The sequence below is a fragment of the Curtobacterium sp. MCPF17_051 genome (assembly GCF_003234595.1).
GTDB lineage: Bacteria > Actinomycetota > Actinomycetes > Actinomycetales > Microbacteriaceae > Curtobacterium > Curtobacterium flaccumfaciens.
Window position 1 is genome coordinate 1 of record NZ_QKSE01000009.1, and the last position, 17,536, is coordinate 17,536.

Genomic DNA, 17,536 nt, shown 5'->3' on the forward strand with positions numbered 1-17,536 from the left:
GTAGGCGCGTCCAAGGCGGACTGGAGGCCCGTGGCGGGATCACCACGGGCCTCCAGTCCGCCTCGGAGTCGCGTCAGCCGCGCTCGGTGTCGTCCCCGACGTCGACGTCACCCCGGGCGTCGTCGGGTTCATCGCGATCGCGCTCGTCGCGATCGTGACGATCCTGCTCGTGGTGGACATGACCCGACGCATCCGTCGGACCCGCTACCGCGCCGAGGTGCGCGAGCGGCTCGAGGCTGAGGAGAACGGCACCGCGGGTGACGGCGCCGCGACGGACGAGCCGGAGCGGCGGGCGGCGGAGGACGGCCGGGCCGACGTCGGCGACGACACCGAGCGCGGCTGACGCGACTCCGAGGCGGACTGGAGGCCCGTGGTGATCCCGCCACGGGCCTCCAGTCCGCCTTGGACGCGCCTACCGGAACCGGGCGTACCTGGTCGAACCGGGCGTACCTGGTCGAACCGGGCGTACCTGGTTGAACCGGGCGTACCTGGTCAGAAGTTCCTGGTGAGTACGCCCGGAACCACCAGGCATCGCGCGCGTTGTGGGAAGGAACGTGCGACGGTCAGCGCACCGGGTCCAGCGCGACGATGAGCACGCCGACCCACTGCGCACCGAAGGCCACCACGGTCAGGGCGTGGAACACCTCGTGGAACCCGAACTGCGTCGGCACGGGGTTCGGCCGCTTGAAGCCGTAGACCAGCGCGCCGATGATGTACGCGACGCCGCCGGACAGGATGAGCACGGTCATGGGGACGCTCGCGGCGAAGAACTGCGGCAGCAGCCCGAGGGCAGCGCACCCGAGCACCAGGTAGATCGGTACGTACAGCCAGCGGGGCGCGTTGATCCAGAGCACCCGGAACGCGATCCCGAGCGCGGCACCCGACCACATCACCCAGAGCACGACGACCATGAGCGTGTGCGGCAGGGCGCAGATCGCGACGGGCGTGTAGGTACCCGCGATGAGCAGCAGGATGTTGGTGTGGTCGATGCGCTTCAGCACGGCCTTCACCTTCGGCCCCCACGGGAACCGGTGGTAGGTCGCGGAGACACCGAACATCGCGAGCGACGTCGCCATGAACACCGCGCTGCCGACCTTCGCTGCGGTGCTGTCGGCGAGGGTGATCAGCACGATCCCCATCGCGATCGCGAACGGGAACGCGCCGAGGTGGATCCATCCGCGCCAGGCCGGACGGGGTTCGGCAGCGGTCGTGGTCGGGCTCGCCGACGCCTCTTCCGTGAACGGGACGTGGGGGAGTGTTCCGGTCTCGTGCTCGTCCTGCATGATCCCGACCATAGGGCCTGACCCCGAACGACAGCCACGTGTCCGCCGAGCGGGCGCCTCAGGGAGCGTGTGCCGGTGGTGCACTACGCTCGGTGCGTGACCGGGACGGCGGGATGGACAGGGCGGGGGATCCTCTACCGCGCCTACCAGCGCCGGATCCGCCGCCAGCTCGAGGGTGCAGCGAAGCCCAAGCACGTCGCCATGATCGTGGACGGCAACCGCCGCTGGGCGAAGCAGCTCGGGCTCGAGTCCGCCGCGCACGGCCACCGAGCGGGTGCCGCGAAGATCCCGGAGTTCCTGACGTGGTGCGACGACCTCGGCATCGAGGTCGTGACCCTGTACCTGCTGTCGGCCGACAACCTGACGGGTCGTGGCGGCGAGGAGCTCGAGGAACTCGTGGGGATCATCGCGGACCTCGCCGGGGTCCTGGCCGACAACCGTGACTGGCGCGTGCAGCACGTCGGCTCGAACGAGGGGCTGCCGGAGAACCTGGTGACCGCGCTGGAACAGGCCGAGCAGCGCACCGCCGGCCGCACGGGGCTGCACGTCAACCTGGCCGTCGGGTACGGGGGCCGTCGCGAGATCGCGGACGCCATGCGCAGCATCGTGCAGGCGCACGGCGCGGGTGGCGGGACCATCGACACCCTGGCCGAGGTGCTGACGCCGGAGCTGATCGGCGACCACCTGTACACGCAGGGCCAGCCCGACCCCGACCTGGTGATCCGGACCTCGGGCGAGCAGCGCCTGTCCGACTTCATGCTGTGGCAGAGCGCGCACAGCGAGTTCTACTTCGTCGAGGCGTTCTACCCGGACCTGCGCGAGGTCGACTTCCTCCGGGCGGTCCGCGACTTCGGGCTCCGGTCGCGTCGCTTCGGCGGCTGAGCGCCGTCGGACGCGGCTGGCTGCAGCAACCAGCAACCAGCAACCAGCGCAGCAACCAGCAACCAGCAACCAGCAACCAGCGCAGCAACCAGCAACCAGCAACCAGCGACCAGCCACCAGCCACCTCCCGCACCGGGTTCGTCGGCGGAGCCGCGTCCCAGTAGGCTCTCAGGGTTCAACCCGTGAAAGGTGCACCACCTGTGAACATCGACGAGTACGCCGCCGGCTTCTCCGAAGACCCCGGTTACCTCGACCACGCTGCGTTCGGCCCCGTGCAGACCGCCGTGCTCGAGGAGCAGCGTGTGCTCGGCACCATCCAGGCACACATGCGCTTCGGTGCCATGGAGACCCTCGACGAGCAGGACGCCCGCGTCCGCACCGTCGCCGCCCGCCTGGTCGGCCGCCGCGAGGACCAGGTCGTCTCGCAGGCCGCGACGACCCCGGGCCTGCTGCACACCGCCTTCGGCCTGACCGGCGGTGTGCTCGTGTCCGCCGACGAGTACCCGTCGCTGCCGCTCGCACTGGCCAGCGCCGCCTCGGCCACCGGCGGACGGGTGCAGCCCGTCGTCATCGAGTCGGGTGCCGGCTGGGTGACCCCCGAGCTGATCCGTGAGCGCCTGACCGACGAGGTGACCGCCGTCGCGGTGTCCCTGGTCGACTGGCGCACCGGCTACCTGACCGACCTCGCCGCCATCCGCGAGGTCATCGGCGACCGCCTGCTCATCGTCGACGCGATCCAGGGCTTCGGCGTCGTCGATGCCCCGTACGAGGTCGCCGACGTCGTCGCCACCGGCGGGCAGAAGTGGTTGCACGCCGGGTGGGGCACCGGGTTCGTGGCGTTCAGCGACCGTGCCCTGAACCGGATCCGTCCGGCATTGTCCGGCCCGCACGGCACGTCCGGCTGGCCCACCGAGGTCCCGGCGGTGCGTCCGGGGGCCGCCGGCTTCCAGATGTCCCGCATCGACCCGGTCGCGCAGGCCCGGCTCGCGGTGTCGCTCGAGCGCCTCACCGCGGTCGGCGTCGCCGCCGTGCAGGAGCGTGTCACCGATCGCGTCGAGCGCGTGTTCGCCATCGCCGACGAGTTCGGGCTCGAGGTCGAGTCCAGCCGTGACCCGGCCGAGCGTGCCGGCATCGTGGTGCTCCGGCCGACGCAGGGTCGCGTGACGGCCCTGTCCGCCGCGATGCACAACCACGGCGTCACCGCGACCACCCGGCTCGGGGTCGCGCGCGTGTCCGTGTTCCCGTCGACCACCGACGAGACCCTGGACATGTTCCGGGACGCCTGCGTCTCGTACGCCACCATGCAGTAGCAGCGGCGCGCCTGCTGCCCCCCCGTCCGGAGCCCGTCCGCAGCACGTGAGCGGTCAGGACACCCCGCTCAGGTCCGCCGGGTGGTCACGAACTGTCGGTCGGAGCGGCCGCAGCCGACAGTTCGTGACCAGCCGGGGCCGCCCGCGCCACGAGTCGCGACCAACGGACGGACTGGAGGCGCGGTGCCAGGCCGCCACGGGCCTCCCGTCCGAAGCTCGCGAGCGGTCACGACACCCCGCTCACGTCCGCCGAGTGGTCACCACCTGTCGGCCGGAGCGGTCGCAGCCGACAGTTCGTGACCAGCCGGCGTCACCGCAGCGAGCGGCGCGAGGCGCGCTCGCGTTGTTCACGCGACCGTAACTCCGGAAACCGCGTGTCGCTGTCGGGGTGTCGGGGGCCGGACGTACGTTGTCCCCATCGGGCACCGCGCCCGATCGAAGCGGCCACAGTCGGTGCTTCGGGACCCGCTCCGTGGCCGCGTTCGAGGACAGGACCGGGCCCGTCGCGGCCCGGGGATGGAGTGGTCGTGACCTCTCAGAACGTCTCTCGCGGAGCACAGCAGCAGCACACCGCGGACTCGTCCACATCGGTCGCCCAGCGCACGTACGTGCTCGACACATCGGTGCTCCTCAGCGATCCACGGGCCTTGTTCCGCTTCGCCGAGCACGCCGTTGTCCTGCCCGTGGTGGTCGTCAGCGAACTCGAGTCGAAGCGCAACGACCCGGAGATCGGGTACTTCGCCCGGCAGGCCCTCCGGCTGCTCGACGAACTGCGCATCGAGCACGAGCGGCTCGACTTCCCGATCGCGATCGGCGACGGCGGCTCGTTCCGCGTCGAACTGAACCACTCCAACCAGTCCGTCCTGCCGTCGGGCCTGCAGCTCGGCGACAACGACTCCCGTATCCTCGCCGTCGCGTCGAACCTGAAGAACGACGGGCTCGACGTCGTCGTCGTGTCGAAGGACCTGCCGCTCCGGGTCAAGGCGTCGTCGATCGGCATGGCGGCGGAGGAGTACCGCGCCGAGCTCGCGGTCGACTCGGGCTACACCGGCATCGCTGACCTGCAGGTCTCCGGCGAGCAGATGTCCGACCTGTACGAGAAGGAGGAGATCCGCTCCGCGAAGCTCGACGGCGTCCCGGTGAACACCGGGGTCGTCATCCACTCCGAGCGCGGATCGGCCCTCGGCCGCGTGCACGTCGCCGGAGCCGTCGCCCTGGTGCGAGGCGACCGCGAGGTCTTCGGACTCCGCGGACGCTCGGCCGAGCAGCGGCTCGCCATCGACGCCCTGCTCGACTCCGAGATCGGCATCGTCTCGCTCGGCGGCAGCGCGGGTACCGGCAAGTCGGCGCTCGCCCTGTGCGCCGGACTCGAGGCGGTGCTCGAACGGCAGCAGCACAAGAAGATCATGGTGTTCCGGCCGCTGTACGCCGTCGGCGGGCAGGACCTGGGCTTCCTGCCCGGTGACGCCGGCGAGAAGATGAACCCGTGGGCGCAGGCCGTCTACGACACCCTCGGCTCGGTGGTCTCGGACAACGTCCTCGACGAGGTCATCGAGCGGGGCCTGATCGAGGTGCTGCCCCTGACCCACATCCGCGGCCGCTCCCTGCACGACGCCTTCGTGATCGTCGACGAGGCGCAGTCGCTCGAACGGAACGTGCTGCTCACGATGCTCTCGCGCATCGGCCAGAACTCGCGGGTCGTGCTCACCCACGACGTCGCGCAGCGCGACAACCTGCGGGTCGGCCGGCACGACGGGATCGCGTCGGTCATCGAGCGGCTCAAGGGGCACCCGCTGTTCGCGCACGTCACGCTGACGCGCTCCGAGCGCTCCGCGATCGCCGCCCTCGTGACGGACCTGCTGGACTCGCCGGACCTGGTGTAGCGGCGTTCTGAACGGGCAACCGCCAGGAGGCGCGGTGCGGGTCGGAGCCGCACCGCGCCTCCTGGCCGTGGTTGCGACCGGAGCGCGCCCCGCTAGTTCGGGTGGGTCATGCTGAGGACGTCGAGCGCCTCGTCGAGCTGCGCCTCGGTGACCTCGCCGCGCTCGACGTGGCCGAGGGCCACGACGGCTTCACGCACGGTGAGGCCTTCGGCGACGGCGTGCTTCGCGACCTTCGCCGCCGCCTCGTAGCCGATGACCCGGTTGAGCGGGGTGACGATCGACGGCGAGGACTCCGCGAAGGCGCGGGCGCGCTCGAGGTTCGCCTGCAGCCCGTCGATGGTCTTGTCCGCGAGCACGCGCGAGCTGTTCGCCAGCAGGCGGATCGACTCGAGCAGCGCCGTGCCCATCACCGGGATGGCGACGTTGAGCTCGAACGCACCCGAGGCACCCGCCCAGGCGATGGTGGCGTCGTTGCCGATGACCCGGGCGCCGACCATCAGGGTGGCCTCGGGGATCACCGGGTTCACCTTGCCGGGCATGATCGAGGAGCCGGGCTGCAGGTCGGGGATGTGCAGCTCGCCCAGGCCGGTGTTCGGACCCGAACCCATCCAGCGCAGGTCGTTGTTGATCTTCGTCAGGCTGACGGCGAGCACCTTGAGCGCACCGGAGGCCTCGACCAGGGCGTCACGCGCGCCCTGCGCCTCGAAGTGGTCGACGGCCTCGGTGATCGGCAGGTCGGTGTCGCTCGCGAGCTGGGCGATGACCCGCTGCGGGAAGCCCTTGGGGGTGTTGATGCCGGTGCCGACCGCGGTGCCGCCGAGCGGGACCTCGGCGACGCGGGGGAGCGTCGCCTGGACACGCTCGATGCCCAGGCGGATCTGGCGTGCGTAGCCGCCGAACTCCTGCCCGAGGGTGACGGGCGTGGCGTCCATCAGGTGCGTCCGGCCGGACTTCACGGCGTCGGCCCAGAGCGTGGCCTTCGCTTCGAGGGACTCGGCGAGGTGCTCGAGGGCGGGCACGAGGGTGCGGAGGAGCGCCTCGGTCACGGCGACGTGCACGGAGGTGGGGAAGACGTCGTTCGACGACTGCGAGGCGTTGACGTGGTCGTTCGGGTGCACCGCCGAACCCGCGATGTCGGACGCCAGTGTCGCGAGCACCTCGTTCATGTTCATGTTCGACGACGTGCCGCTGCCGGTCTGGTAGACGTCGACCGGGAACTGGTCGTGGTGCTGGCCGCCGATGATCAGGTCGGCCGCGCCGGCGATGGCGTCGGCGACGGCAGGCTCGACGATGCCGAGTTCACCGTTCACGATGGCTGCCGCACGCTTGATCCGCGCGAGCGCCACGATCTGCGCCGACTCGAGCCCGGTGCCCGAGATGGGGAAGTTCTCGACGGCGCGCTGGGTCTGGGCACGGTAGAGCGCCGACTTCGGCACCCGTACCTCGCCCATGGTGTCGTGCTCGATGCGGAACTCGGTCGGGGTGGTGTCGGTCACGTCGTCGTGGTCCTTCCTGGGGTGCTCGCCGGTCGCGGTCGCGCCGGCCCGTGCCCCGGGGTCGCCGGGGCGGTCGTCGTCGGGTCGGTCTTCGTCTGGCTCGATATCTGTCTGGCTCGATATCTGTCTGGCTCGATCTTCGTCTGGGTCGATCTTCGTCTGACTTGATCTTCGTCTGGGCCGGTCAGACCTGGCCGACGACGGTGTCGATGGTGACTTCTCCGGTGGCGAGGTCGTAGGTCGCCCCGACGACGGCCAATCTACCCTCGGCCACGGCATCGGAGACCGCGCCGGAGCGCTCGATCACCTGGCGGAGGGTGGCTTCGAGGTGTGCGGCGCCGACGGCTTCCTGCGGGAGCTCGGCGTCGGTGAGCCGGACCTTCTCGACGCTCGGGGCGATCGCGTCCACGAGAGCCTGCAGGTGCGGGGCGGGGACGGGCTCACCGGAGCGGGCTGCCGCGACGGCACCGCACCGCGTGTGCCGGAGCACGACGACCAGCGGTGTGCCCAGGGCGACGACCGCGAACTCGATCGAGCCCAGCACGACGTCGTCGACGATCTGGCCGGCGTTGCGGATCGCGAACAGGTCACCGATGCCGGCGTCGAAGACGTGCTCGAACGGCACCCGCGAGTCCGAGCAACCGAGGACGGTCGCGAACGGCGACTGCGATCCTTCGAGCTCGGTGCGGCGGTCCGGGTCCACGCGGCCCATCCGGCGCTTGTCGGCGGCGAAACGGGCGTTGCCGTCGACGAGCAGGCGCAGGGCGTCGGACGGGGTGGAGGCGGCGCGGTCGGGCATGGGGCTCCTCGGTTCGGGTGGGACGGGGTGGTGACTGGCGGGACCATGCCCGTCGTCGTCTACTCGGTCAGTCGTCGTCTACTCGGTCAGTTCTCGGGAGACGGCGGTCGCGACGGTCCGGAAGGCCTTGTCGTCGGCGGTACCGGAGAGCACGATCGTGTTCTTGCCGAACGTCGAGACGAGCGAGTACGCGTGGTTGCCGGCGTCGGTGCCCTCGGCGCGGCGGTCGTAGACGGTCCACTCAGTGTCACCGATCGTGCGGTCACCGGTGGACGGGCGCTGGTCGAGCTGGTTCGACACCCACGAGGCGTTGGCGTCGATCCCCTGCTGCAGGCCGAGGTACTGCTTGTCCGGCGTCACGAAGCCGACGGTCCAGACGTCCACGCCGTCCGTGGTCTTGCTCGCGAAGTCCGCGCGGTTGGCGCTGTAGCCGTCGGGCAGCGGCGGCGCCACCAGGGTGACGTCGTCGACGTTCGCCTTCGCCGCGATCTGCTGGTAGTCGACGGTGCGGTCGACGGTGGTGTCGGGCCGGACGACGACCGCCACCAGGAACAGGACGATGCCGAGCGAGGCGATGAGCGCGATGACCAGGTTGAACGCGGTCTGGTGCTGCCGGCGGGCGGTGCGGGCGGCGTCCTTCCGGGCCCACGTCTCCTCTGCCGTCTCGGGGCGACCGAGCTCGGCGACGATCGGGCGGCCGTTGGGGTCGGTCATCGCCCGGAGCCGTCCTGGGCGTCGCTGGCGGCACGGGCCGCGTCGAGCCGTGCGCGGGCACCGACGAGCCACTCTTCGCACCGGGCGGCGAGGGCTTCGCCCCGCTCCCAGAGCGCCAGTGAACGCTCGAGGGTCGCGGAGCCCTGTTCGAGCTCGCTCACGACGCGCACGAGTTCGTCGCGGGCCGCTTCGTAGCTCAGCGACTGGACGTCGGTCTGCTCGGGTTCCTGCTGGGATGGCACGGGACGATCCTACCGAGCGTCCACCGACGATCCGCCGCCCGGACCCAGGCTGTGGAGAACACCCGTGGCGGTCAGGAGCCGTCCGGGCCGGGGCCGTCCGGTTCGAGTGTGCCCGTGGCCGTGCCGGCACCGAGCGTGACGTGCACCGGCGTCGCTCCGGACAGGTCGTCCGTGCCGCGGACGACACCCCCGTCGGCACGCTGCACGATGGCGTACCCGCGGCGCAGGGTGTCGCGGGGCGAGAGCGCGCGGAGGCGGGCGGTCAGGTGGCCGACCTCGGAGTGCCCGCGCTCGAGCCGGCGGTCGAGCAGTTCGCGGGCACGGGACAGGTCGCGCGCGACCTCTTCCGCACGCGTGTCGACGAGCCACGCGGTCGACGCCAGGGCCGGCCGAGACCGCAGCGCGGCGAGCCGGTCGGCCTCGACCGACAGCGTGTGCGAGAGCCGCAGCCCGAGCCGGGCGCGGGCCGCCCGGACGTTGGCGAGTTCCTCGGCGACGTCGGGCACGACCCGCTTGGCCGCGTCTGTGGGGGTCGAGGCGCGCAGGTCGGCGACCTCGTCGAGGATCGGGCGGTCGGCCTCGTGCCCGATCGCCGAGACGATCGGAGTCGACGCCGAGGCCGCGGCACGGACGAGTCCCTCGTCGCTGAAGCCGAGCAGGTTCTGGAAGTCACCGCCGCCGCGGGCGATGATGATGACGTCGACCTCGGGGTCGGCGTCGAGCTCGAGGATCGCCGCAGTGACCTCGCCCACGGTCCGTTCGCCCTGCACCGCGGTGTGCACGGTGCGGAACTCCACCTGGGGCCACCGCAGCTGCGCGTTCCGCTTGACGTCCTTCTCGGCGTCGGAGTCCTTGCCGGTGATCAGGCCGATGCGGTGCGGCAGGAACGGCAGACGCAGCTTGCGGGACGGGTCGAACAGTCCTTCCTCGGCGAGGGTGCGACGAAGGCGCTCGAGGCGTTCGAGCAGGTCACCGAGGCCGACGTGCTTCATCTCGACGACCTGCATGGTCAGCGAGCCGCCCTTGACCCAGTAGTTCGGCTTGAGCGCGGCGACGACACGGTCGCCCTGCTTGATGTCCGCCGGCACCCGGGAGCGCACGCTCGACCAGATGGAGAACGACACGGTGGCGTCGACCTCGACGTCCTTGAGCTTGCCGTACACGTTGCCGCCGGCGACGTTCCACTGCGTGATCTCGCCCTCGACCCACGCGGTGCCGAGCCGGTCGATCCAGTCGCGGAGCTTCGCGCCGAGGAGCGCGACCGGCCACGGGTTGTCGGCCGTCGGCGGGCCCTGTTCGATCGCCATGTCGCTCCTTGTCCTGCTGGGACGTCCATCGTGCCCGAGACCGGTGACAGGGGACGGCCGTCGTGTTCTCCACAGGCGCCCCGCGCGCCCAGGTCGCGTGCGTGCTGCTCACCTATCATCGGGGACGTGACGATCACCAACGGCCACACGGTCCCGCTCGCCCCGCCGCGTGTGCACGCGGCACGGGGCCGACTGCGTGACGAACCGGTCGCCGGCCCCAAGAAGGTGCTGCTCGCGGCCCCCCGTGGCTACTGCGCCGGGGTGGACCGCGCGGTCGTCGCGGTCGAGAAGGCGTTGGAGCAGTACGGCGAGCCCGTCTACGTCCGAAAGCAGATCGTCCACAACGTGCACGTGGTGTCGACGCTCGAGCAGCGCGGTGCCGTCTTCGTCGACGACGTGGCCGAGGTCCCACGGGGTTCGCACGTCGTCTTCAGCGCGCACGGTGTGTCGCCGGCCGTCGTCGCGGGTGCCGCCGAGCGCGACCTGCACGCCATCGATGCCACCTGCCCCCTCGTCACGAAGGTCCACCGCGAAGCCACCCGGTTCGCCAAGGCCGAGCGCACCATCATCCTGATCGGGCACGCCGGCCACGAAGAGGTCGAAGGCACGATGGGGCACGCTCCGGACCGCACGATCCTGGTGAACGGCCCCGACGACGTCGCCGCGCTCTCGGTCCCCGACCCGGACAACCTCGTCTGGCTGTCGCAGACCACGCTCAGCGTCGACGAGACGATGGAGACCGTGCGGCTGCTGCGCGAGAAGTTCCCGGCCATCCAAGACCCCCCGTCGGACGACATCTGCTACGCCACCCAGAACCGCCAGGTCGCGATCAAGAAGGTCGCGCCCGTTGCCGACCTGGTGATCGTGGTCGGCTCGGCGAACTCGTCGAACAGCGTCCGCCTGGTCGAGGTCGCGCTCGAGCACGGTGCGCGCGCCGCCCACCGTGTCGACTACGCGGAAGAGATCCAGCAGGAGTGGCTCGACGGTGTCGAGACGGTCGGCGTGACCAGCGGTGCGTCCGTGCCGGAAGAACTCGTGGCCGAGGTGCTCGAGCAGCTCGCCGACGCCGGGTACGCCGCCGTCGAAGAGGTCGTCACCGCACACGAAGACCTGATGTTCTCGCTCCCCAAGGAGCTCCGCACCGACGCCTCGGGCAACCCGACGCGCGCGCTCGGCGGGCGTCGGGCATGAGCGGCGCGGACGGCTGGTCCTCGGTCCCGCGTCGCGACCCGGCGAACCACGTCGACGCCGGTGCCGGTGCCGGCCAGGAGGCCCGGGGCGCGTCCTCGACGTCGGCCGCCAGCCCCGCGAGCGGCCGGCCCCAGGGCCGTCCCGCCCCCGGGTACGGCGAGTACGCGCCGGAGGGCTGGGTGAACCCGGTGCTCGTCGAGCAGGAACGCCAGGAGCGTGAGCGTCAGGCACGGGAACGGCAGGACCAGGCCTCCGCCAGCGGGGTGCGCGACGCTACTCCGAACGACGGCGTCCACGGCGACCGTGCCGGTACCGATGTTCGCTCCGGTGCAGTCCCTGCTGGGGCGCAGCGGTCGATGGCCCGCAGCCGGTTCGGGCGCACGCCCGCCGACTTCGTGCTCACCGTCGGGCTGCTCGCCTTCGGGCTCGTCTCCGTGGTGCAGTCCCTGTCGGTCGGCGAGGTCGCCTCGACCGTGCGGCGCACCCTCGAGACCCAGTACACGGCGCTCAACGACCCGAGTGCCCTCAGCACGGCCGCCGCCATCGCCGCGATCACCAACGTGGTCGTCTTCGCCCTGGTCGCCTGGTGGTCCATCCGTCGGCTCCGAGCACGGAAGAGGACGTTCTGGGTGCCGCTGGTCGGAGCCGTCGTCGCCACGGCGATCAGCACGATCGCGTTCGTCGTCGTGGTCATGCAGGACCAGGCCTTCGTCGACTTCATGCTGCGACAGTCCGGCGCCTGACCCCCTGACCGCCTGACTGCCTGACGGCCTGACGGCCTGACGGCCTGACGGCCTGACCGCCTGACGGCCTGACGGCCTGGTTGCTCGCGGCGCCGGCCTCCGCGCGCCGAGTGGTCGCAACACGCCGCGGGCCCGCCGTCGAGTGGTCACGAGGTGTCGTCCGGCACCGGCGTGACCGACGCTTCGTGACCTCTCGGCCCTGCGCGTACGGGGAGTTGTGACCTCTCGGCAGCCCTTCCGTCGGCCAGTCGCGGTGGGGAGCCCTTCCGGCGATCGTCGTCAGCCTCGCGGGCGCGCGCAGCCCCAACTGCGGTGTGGTCGCAACACGCCATGGGTCCCCCGTCGAGCGGTCAGAAAGTGTCGTCCGGCACCGGCGCGATCGACAGTTCGTGACCCCTCGGCCCTGCTCGTACGGGGAGTCGTGACCACTCGACCGCCCGCGCCGGGGCTGCCGTCGAGCGGTCAGAAAGTGTCGTCCGGCACCGGCGCGAGCGACAGTTCGTGACCCCTCGGCCGGTGCACGCGGGGAGTCACGACCACCCCACCCCACCCCAGCCCGCCGACGCCGCCCGGAGGTCAGCCGGCCAGGAAGGCGGCGACCGCTCCGTGCAGGGCAGCCAGGTCGTCGACGTGCACGAGCTCCCGGATCGAGTGCATCGACAGCAGCCCGACGCCGATGTCGATCGTCGGGATCCCGAGCCGGGTCGCCGCGATCGGGCCGATGGTCGAGCCGCCGGGGATCGTGTTCACGTTGACGAACGGCTGCCACGGCACACCGGCGGTCTCGCACGCGGCTGCCCAGACGGCCTCGCCCTTCGCCTCGGTCATGTAGCGCTGGTTCGCGCTGATCTTCAGCAGCGGTCCGGCTCCGGGGCGCGGACGGTTCGTCGGGTCGTGCTTCTCCGGCTGGTTCGGGTGCACCAGGTGCCCGGCGTCGCTCGACAGCAGCCACGACGCACGGAACGCCCGGGCGGCCTCGGAGCGGGTGGCGCCGAGGCCCTCCTGCACACGGCCGAGGACGTCCTCGAGGAACGGACCACCGGCACCGGACGGCGTCGACGACCCGATCTCCTCGTGGTCGAACGCCGCGAACACCGGGATGTGGTCACCGTCGGTCGGGGCGTCGACGATGCCTCGGAGCCCGGCGTGCACGCTCGTCAGGTTGTCCATCCGGCCGGACGCCAGGAACTCCCGCTCGATGCCGATCCGGGCCGGCGCCTGGGTGTCGGCGAGGAACAGGTCCCACGACACCGCACCCTCGCCGAGCCGGGCGAGCAGCCACTCCACGACGGAGGTCCCACCGGCGTCGCCGTCGACCCCGACGATCGGCAGGGTGTGGCGCTGGCGGTCGATCTCCTTGCCGTCGTTGACCCCGCGGTCCAGGTGGATCGCCAGGTTGGGGATCCGCGCGACGGCGTCGGTGCTGACGAGCCGCACACTGCCGTCGGCGTCGACGACCCGGCCGGCGATCCGCAGGTCGCGGTCGAACCAGGTCGACAGGAGCGCGCCGCCGTAGACCTCGACGCCCAGCTGCTCCCAGCCGCCGGTGCGGACGCCGGGGTTCGGCTTCACGCGGAAGCCGGGGGAGTCGGTGTGGGCGCCGAGGATCCGGAACGGCGTCGTCGGGCCGGCACCGTCGGGCAGGCGCCACGCGATTACGGCGCCGTCGCGGACCACCACGTACGCACCGGCTTCGGTCGGCCAGGCGTCGAGCTCGGACAGCTCGGTGAACCCGGCAGCGACGAGACGGTCACGCGTCGCCGCCGCCGCGTGGAACGCGGTGGGCGAGTCGGTGACGAACTGGGCGAACTCGGAGGCGATGGCGTCGACGGTCACCCGCCCATCGTGGCACGCGGTGGTGGCGACCCGACGCAGAACGGGGCGCGTCCGTCGGACGCACCCCGTTCCTCCAGGCCGGTGGACCCGACCCGACGGACCTGCTCAGCCCTTGGCGTGACCGGCCGAGCCGAGGACCTTCGCGGCCTCGACGACGCGGGCCGCCATGGCGGTCTCGGCGACCTTGCCCCAGGCGCGGGGGTCGTACTGCTTCTTGTTGCCGACCTCGCCGTCGATCTTCAGGACGCCCTCGTAGTTGCGGAACATCGAGTCCGCGATCGAGCGGGTGAACGCGTACTGCGTGTCCGTGTCGATGTTCATCTTGATGACGCCGTTGCGGACGGCCTCGTGGATCTCGTCGTCGGTCGAACCGGAGCCGCCGTGGAACACGAGGTCGAGGGGGTTCTCGCCGGTGCCGTGCTTCGAGGCGACCGACGCCTGGATCTCGCCGAGGAGCTCGGGGCGGAGCTTGACGTTGCCCGGCTTGTAGACGCCGTGCACGTTGCCGAAGGTGAGCGCCGCGATCCAGCGGCCCTTGTCGCCGAGCCCGAGGGCGTCGACGACCTTCTCGACGTCGTTCGGGGTGGTGTAGAGCGCGTCGTTCGTGCCCTCGTGCTGGACGCCGTCCTCTTCGCCGCCGACGACGCCGATCTCGACCTCGAGGATCGCGTTGATGTTCCGCGTCTTCTCGATCATGGTCTTCGCGATCTCGATGTTCTCGTCGAGCGGCACGGCCGAACCGTCCCACATGTGCGACTGGAAGATCGGGTTGCGACCCTGACGGACCTCTTCCTCGCTCGCCGCGATGAGCGGCAGGACGAAGCCGTCGAGGGCGTCCTTCGGGCAGTGGTCGGTGTGCAGCGCGACCGTGATGTCGTAGTTCTTGGCCACCTCGTGGGCGAACTTGGCCATCGCGAGGGCACCCGCTGCGCGGTTCTTGATGGTGTGGCCGGCGAAGTAGTCGGCACCGCCCGTCGTGACCTGGAGGATGCCGTCGGAACCGGCTTCCTGCAGGCCCTGGAGGACCGCGTTGATGGTCTGCGAGGAGGAGACGTTGACCGCGGGGTACGCGAACTTGCCCGCCTTCGCGCGTTCGATCATCTCGGCGTACTGTTCCGGCGTTGCGATGGGCACGTGGATCTCCTTCGACTTCGGTGATGTCCCCGCCGATCGTAGTCAGAAGCTCTGGAGGCGCGGTCCGGGTTACGTGGTCGGCTCACGTCCGGCGTGCACATGCGTGCACGGGCCCGGCGTCCGGACCGTCGGTCGGCCGCCGGTCGGTAGGCTCGGATCGTGACTCCCACTACCGAAACCGGCTCCCTGTTCCTCCAGCCCGACCGCAACCTCGCGCTCGAGCTCGTGCGTGCGACGGAGGCCGCCGCGATCCGTGCGCAGCCGTGGGTCGGGCGTGGTGAGAAGAACCTCGCCGACGGCGCCGCGGTCGACGCGATGCGCAAGTTCCTCGGCACGGTGAACTTCGACGGTGTCGTCGTCATCGGTGAGGGCGAGAAGGACAACGCCCCGATGCTCTACAACGGCGAGCACGTCGGCAACGGTCACGGTCCGGCCTGCGACATCGCGGTCGACCCGATCGACGGCACCTCGCTCACCGCCGCCGGCCGCCAGAACGCCATCTCCGTCATGGCCGTCTCGGACCGCGGCTCGATGTACGACCCGTCTGCCGTGTTCTACATGGACAAGATCGCCGCCGGCCCCGAGGGTCGCGGTGTCCTGGACCTCGAGAAGCCGATCGGTGACAACATCCGTGCGCTGGCGAAGGCCAAGGGCAAGGACCTCGAGGACATGGTCGTCGCCGTGCTCGACCGTCCGCGCCACGACGAGCTGATCCGCGCCATCCGCGCGACCGGTGCCGGCACGCGACTGCTGCTCGACGGTGACGTCGCCGGTGGCATCGCCGCCGCCCTGCCCGGCTCGACGATCGACATGTGCGTCGGGGTCGGCGGCACCCCCGAGGGCATCATCACGGCGTGCGCGATCAAGGCGCTCGGCGGCGTGATCCTCGGCAAGCTCCAGCCGAAGGACGACGAGGAGCGCGAGCGCGCCATCGCCGCCGGCCACGACCTGGACAAGGTCCTCGACCAGGACGACCTGGTCACCGGCGACAACACGTTCTTCGTCGCCACCGGCGTCACCGACGGGGTCCTGGTCGACGGCGTGCGTCGTTCGCGCGGCGTCATCCACACGGACTCGCTCGTGCTCCGCTCGCGCTCGAACACCATCCGCCGCATCCAGGCGGACCACCGTGCGGAGAAGTGGTTCTGAGCCCCAGGCGGTCCTGATCGGCGCAGATCCGCGCTGAACCACTGAAACCCGTCCGAACCACGTGATCCCGTGGTTCGGACGGGTTTTCGTTGTGCGGTGCGGTGCGGTGCGGAGCGGTGCGGTGCGGTGCGGTGCGGTGCGGAGCGGTGCTCCGCCGTCAGTCCTCGTCGACCGCCCCGACGAGCTCCGGCGCCGTGAGCAGCCGCGGCTCGTCCTCGATCGAGGACGGGTCCGCGATGACCTTCGACTCGTCGAGCAGCGACAGCCGACGGGCGCTCGGCAGCACCTGGCGTTCGAGGGACCCGACGAACCGGTTGTAGTCGACGACGGAGCCCCGGATCGACCTGCCGAGCTTGTCGACGTGCCCGGCCATCGTGGACAGCCGGCCGTAGAGCTCGCGGGAGACCTTGAAGAGCTCGTGCGCCTCTTGCGAGACGACGTCCTGCTGCCACGAGAACGCCACGGTCTTGAGCACGGACCACAGGGTCACGGGTGAGGCGAGGGCGATGCGTTTGCGGAAGGCGTGGTCGAGCAGCCCGGGGTCGGCGGCGAGGGCGCTCGAGATGAGCGACTCGGACGGGATGAAGGCGACGGTGAGCTCGGGTGAGGCGTCGTAGCCGGTCCAGTACTCCCGTGCGGCGAGGGCGTCGACGTGCGCGCGGAGGGCCTTGACGTGCTGCGCGATGAGCTGGTCGCGTCGGGCTGCCTCGGCGCCGGTGGCGGTCGCCGGGATCTCGGCGGCCTGCAGGTAGGCGCTGAACGGCACCTTGGCGTCGACGGCGATGGTCTTGCCGCCGGGCAGGTGCACGACCATGTCCGGCCGGGCGGAGCCGACGGCGGTGGTGACGGAGGACTGCACGTCGAAGTCGACCCGTTCGAGCAGCCCGGCGGCCTCGACCACGTTGCGCAGCTGCGTCTCGCCCCAGACGCCGCGCGTGCTGTTCGACGACAGGGCGCTGGCCAGGGTGTCGGCGGTGGCGCGCAGGCGCTCTTCCGACTCGGCGGCCGACCGGAGCTGCGCCGACAGCGCGCCGTACTGCTCGCTCCGCGACTGCTCGAGCTCGGCGATCTTCGTGCGCATCACGTCGAGCGTCTGCGCCACGGGGCTGAGCGCGGAGAGCACCTTCGACTCGTTCTGGTTGCGCGCAGCGTCGACGCCGTGCATGCGCTGCACCAGGTGCTCGAGCTCGGCGGAGCGCCGTTCGAGCGAGTCGACCTGGCGGCGGTACTGCGTGTCCTGGGCGTCGAGGCGTTCCTCGGCGTCGCGCCGCACCGCCTCGAGCTGGCCGCGCAGAGCCTCGGCCGTGGCGCGGGCCGACGCGGCGTCGACGCCCGCGCGCGAGCGGGCGAGCGACCAGGCGACGACCGCACCGACGGCGATGCCGATCACGAGACCGATGACCAGGGCGAGGATCTGCATGTCGCGACCCTGGCAGAACCCACCGACACCGCGCCTCCCGGCATCCCGAGGCGACCCGCCGGACCAGCGTGACGGACCTCGGAATCCATGTCATGACATTAGGGCAAACAGGGTGTACAGTCGTGATCGTCCGCCGATGAAGCCGCA

General features: G+C 71.1%; 16 protein-coding genes. 7 read left to right on the forward strand and 9 right to left on the reverse strand.

Annotated elements, in window-relative coordinates:
* Nucleotides 1-154: 154 nt before the first annotated feature.
* Nucleotides 155-343, forward strand: a complete 189-nt coding sequence (locus DEJ35_RS08320; RefSeq protein ID WP_375342437.1) for a hypothetical protein — start codon at nucleotides 155-157, stop codon at nucleotides 341-343.
* Nucleotides 344-563: 220 nt separating this feature from the next.
* On the opposite strand, the gene DEJ35_RS08325 is transcribed toward DEJ35_RS08320, so the two are convergent.
* Complete coding sequence (locus tag DEJ35_RS08325) at nucleotides 564-1,283, reverse strand: hemolysin III family protein (RefSeq protein ID WP_258369886.1); 720 nt, start codon at nucleotides 1,281-1,283, stop codon at nucleotides 564-566.
* 96 nt (nucleotides 1,284-1,379) lie between these two features.
* Here DEJ35_RS08325 and DEJ35_RS08330 point away from each other — a divergent pair, with 96 nt between their 5' ends.
* From DEJ35_RS08330 to DEJ35_RS08345, 3 genes are all read left to right on the forward strand, one after another.
* Nucleotides 1,380-2,165: an isoprenyl transferase gene (locus DEJ35_RS08330; RefSeq protein WP_027464506.1), complete on the forward strand. Its 786-nt coding sequence runs from the start codon at nucleotides 1,380-1,382 to the stop codon at nucleotides 2,163-2,165.
* Nucleotides 2,166-2,365: 200 nt separating this feature from the next.
* Entirely contained in the window at nucleotides 2,366-3,475 is a 1,110-nt protein-coding gene (locus DEJ35_RS08340) for an aminotransferase class V-fold PLP-dependent enzyme (protein WP_110860697.1), read from the forward strand.
* 521 nt (nucleotides 3,476-3,996) lie between these two features.
* Nucleotides 3,997-5,358: a PhoH family protein gene (locus DEJ35_RS08345; protein WP_173035851.1), complete on the forward strand. Its 1,362-nt coding sequence runs from the start codon at nucleotides 3,997-3,999 to the stop codon at nucleotides 5,356-5,358.
* A gap of 92 nt (nucleotides 5,359-5,450) precedes the next feature.
* Here DEJ35_RS08345 and DEJ35_RS08350 read toward each other — a convergent pair whose 3' ends face one another.
* The 5 genes from DEJ35_RS08350 to xseA all read right to left on the reverse strand — a co-directional run bounded on the left by DEJ35_RS08350 (nucleotide 5,451) and on the right by xseA (nucleotide 9,916).
* A complete protein-coding gene (locus DEJ35_RS08350; protein ID WP_111192559.1) occupies nucleotides 5,451-6,854 on the reverse strand; it encodes an aspartate ammonia-lyase in 1,404 nt (467 codons plus the stop codon).
* 184 nt (nucleotides 6,855-7,038) lie between these two features.
* Nucleotides 7,039-7,653, reverse strand: a complete 615-nt coding sequence (locus DEJ35_RS08355) for a carbonic anhydrase (RefSeq protein ID WP_027464510.1) — start codon at nucleotides 7,651-7,653, stop codon at nucleotides 7,039-7,041.
* 78 nt (nucleotides 7,654-7,731) lie between these two features.
* Nucleotides 7,732-8,367: a DUF4245 domain-containing protein gene (locus DEJ35_RS08360; protein ID WP_110895430.1), complete on the reverse strand. Its 636-nt coding sequence runs from the start codon at nucleotides 8,365-8,367 to the stop codon at nucleotides 7,732-7,734.
* Nucleotides 8,364-8,609, reverse strand: coding sequence for an exodeoxyribonuclease VII small subunit (locus DEJ35_RS08365; RefSeq protein ID WP_017886728.1), 246 nt, complete (start codon nucleotides 8,607-8,609; stop codon nucleotides 8,364-8,366). The genes DEJ35_RS08360 and DEJ35_RS08365 overlap by 4 nt, the downstream gene beginning before the upstream one ends.
* A gap of 71 nt (nucleotides 8,610-8,680) precedes the next feature.
* Complete coding sequence (gene xseA, locus DEJ35_RS08370; protein ID WP_110860689.1) at nucleotides 8,681-9,916, reverse strand: exodeoxyribonuclease VII large subunit; 1,236 nt, start codon at nucleotides 9,914-9,916, stop codon at nucleotides 8,681-8,683.
* A gap of 126 nt (nucleotides 9,917-10,042) precedes the next feature.
* Between xseA and DEJ35_RS08375 the strand changes: the two genes are divergently transcribed.
* A complete protein-coding gene (locus tag DEJ35_RS08375; RefSeq protein WP_375231874.1) occupies nucleotides 10,043-11,107 on the forward strand; it encodes a 4-hydroxy-3-methylbut-2-enyl diphosphate reductase in 1,065 nt (354 codons plus the stop codon).
* Nucleotides 11,104-11,850 carry a DUF6264 family protein gene (locus DEJ35_RS08380; protein WP_111192560.1) on the forward strand — a complete coding sequence of 249 codons (747 nt, stop codon included), beginning with the start codon at nucleotides 11,104-11,106 and terminating at the stop codon, nucleotides 11,848-11,850. Before DEJ35_RS08375 ends, DEJ35_RS08380 begins: the two co-directional genes overlap by 4 nt.
* A gap of 576 nt (nucleotides 11,851-12,426) precedes the next feature.
* Here the strand turns inward: DEJ35_RS08380 and DEJ35_RS08385 are convergent.
* Together DEJ35_RS08385 and fbaA are read right to left on the reverse strand one after the other, a co-directional pair.
* Entirely contained in the window at nucleotides 12,427-13,686 is a 1,260-nt protein-coding gene (locus tag DEJ35_RS08385) for a M18 family aminopeptidase (protein ID WP_110860685.1), read from the reverse strand.
* A 105-nt stretch (nucleotides 13,687-13,791) separates the two neighbouring features.
* Nucleotides 13,792-14,820: a class II fructose-bisphosphate aldolase gene (fbaA, locus tag DEJ35_RS08390; protein ID WP_110860683.1), complete on the reverse strand. Its 1,029-nt coding sequence runs from the start codon at nucleotides 14,818-14,820 to the stop codon at nucleotides 13,792-13,794.
* A 159-nt stretch (nucleotides 14,821-14,979) separates the two neighbouring features.
* Between fbaA and glpX the strand changes: the two genes are divergently transcribed.
* The gene (gene glpX, locus DEJ35_RS08395) at nucleotides 14,980-15,969 is read left to right on the forward strand and encodes a class II fructose-bisphosphatase (RefSeq protein WP_017886722.1); all 990 of its coding nucleotides are present in this window, start codon (nucleotides 14,980-14,982) and stop codon (nucleotides 15,967-15,969) included.
* 157 nt (nucleotides 15,970-16,126) lie between these two features.
* Here the strand turns inward: glpX and DEJ35_RS08400 are convergent, their stop codons facing one another.
* Nucleotides 16,127-17,389: a DNA recombination protein RmuC gene (locus DEJ35_RS08400; RefSeq protein WP_111056968.1), complete on the reverse strand. Its 1,263-nt coding sequence runs from the start codon at nucleotides 17,387-17,389 to the stop codon at nucleotides 16,127-16,129.
* Nucleotides 17,390-17,536 lie beyond the last annotated feature (147 nt).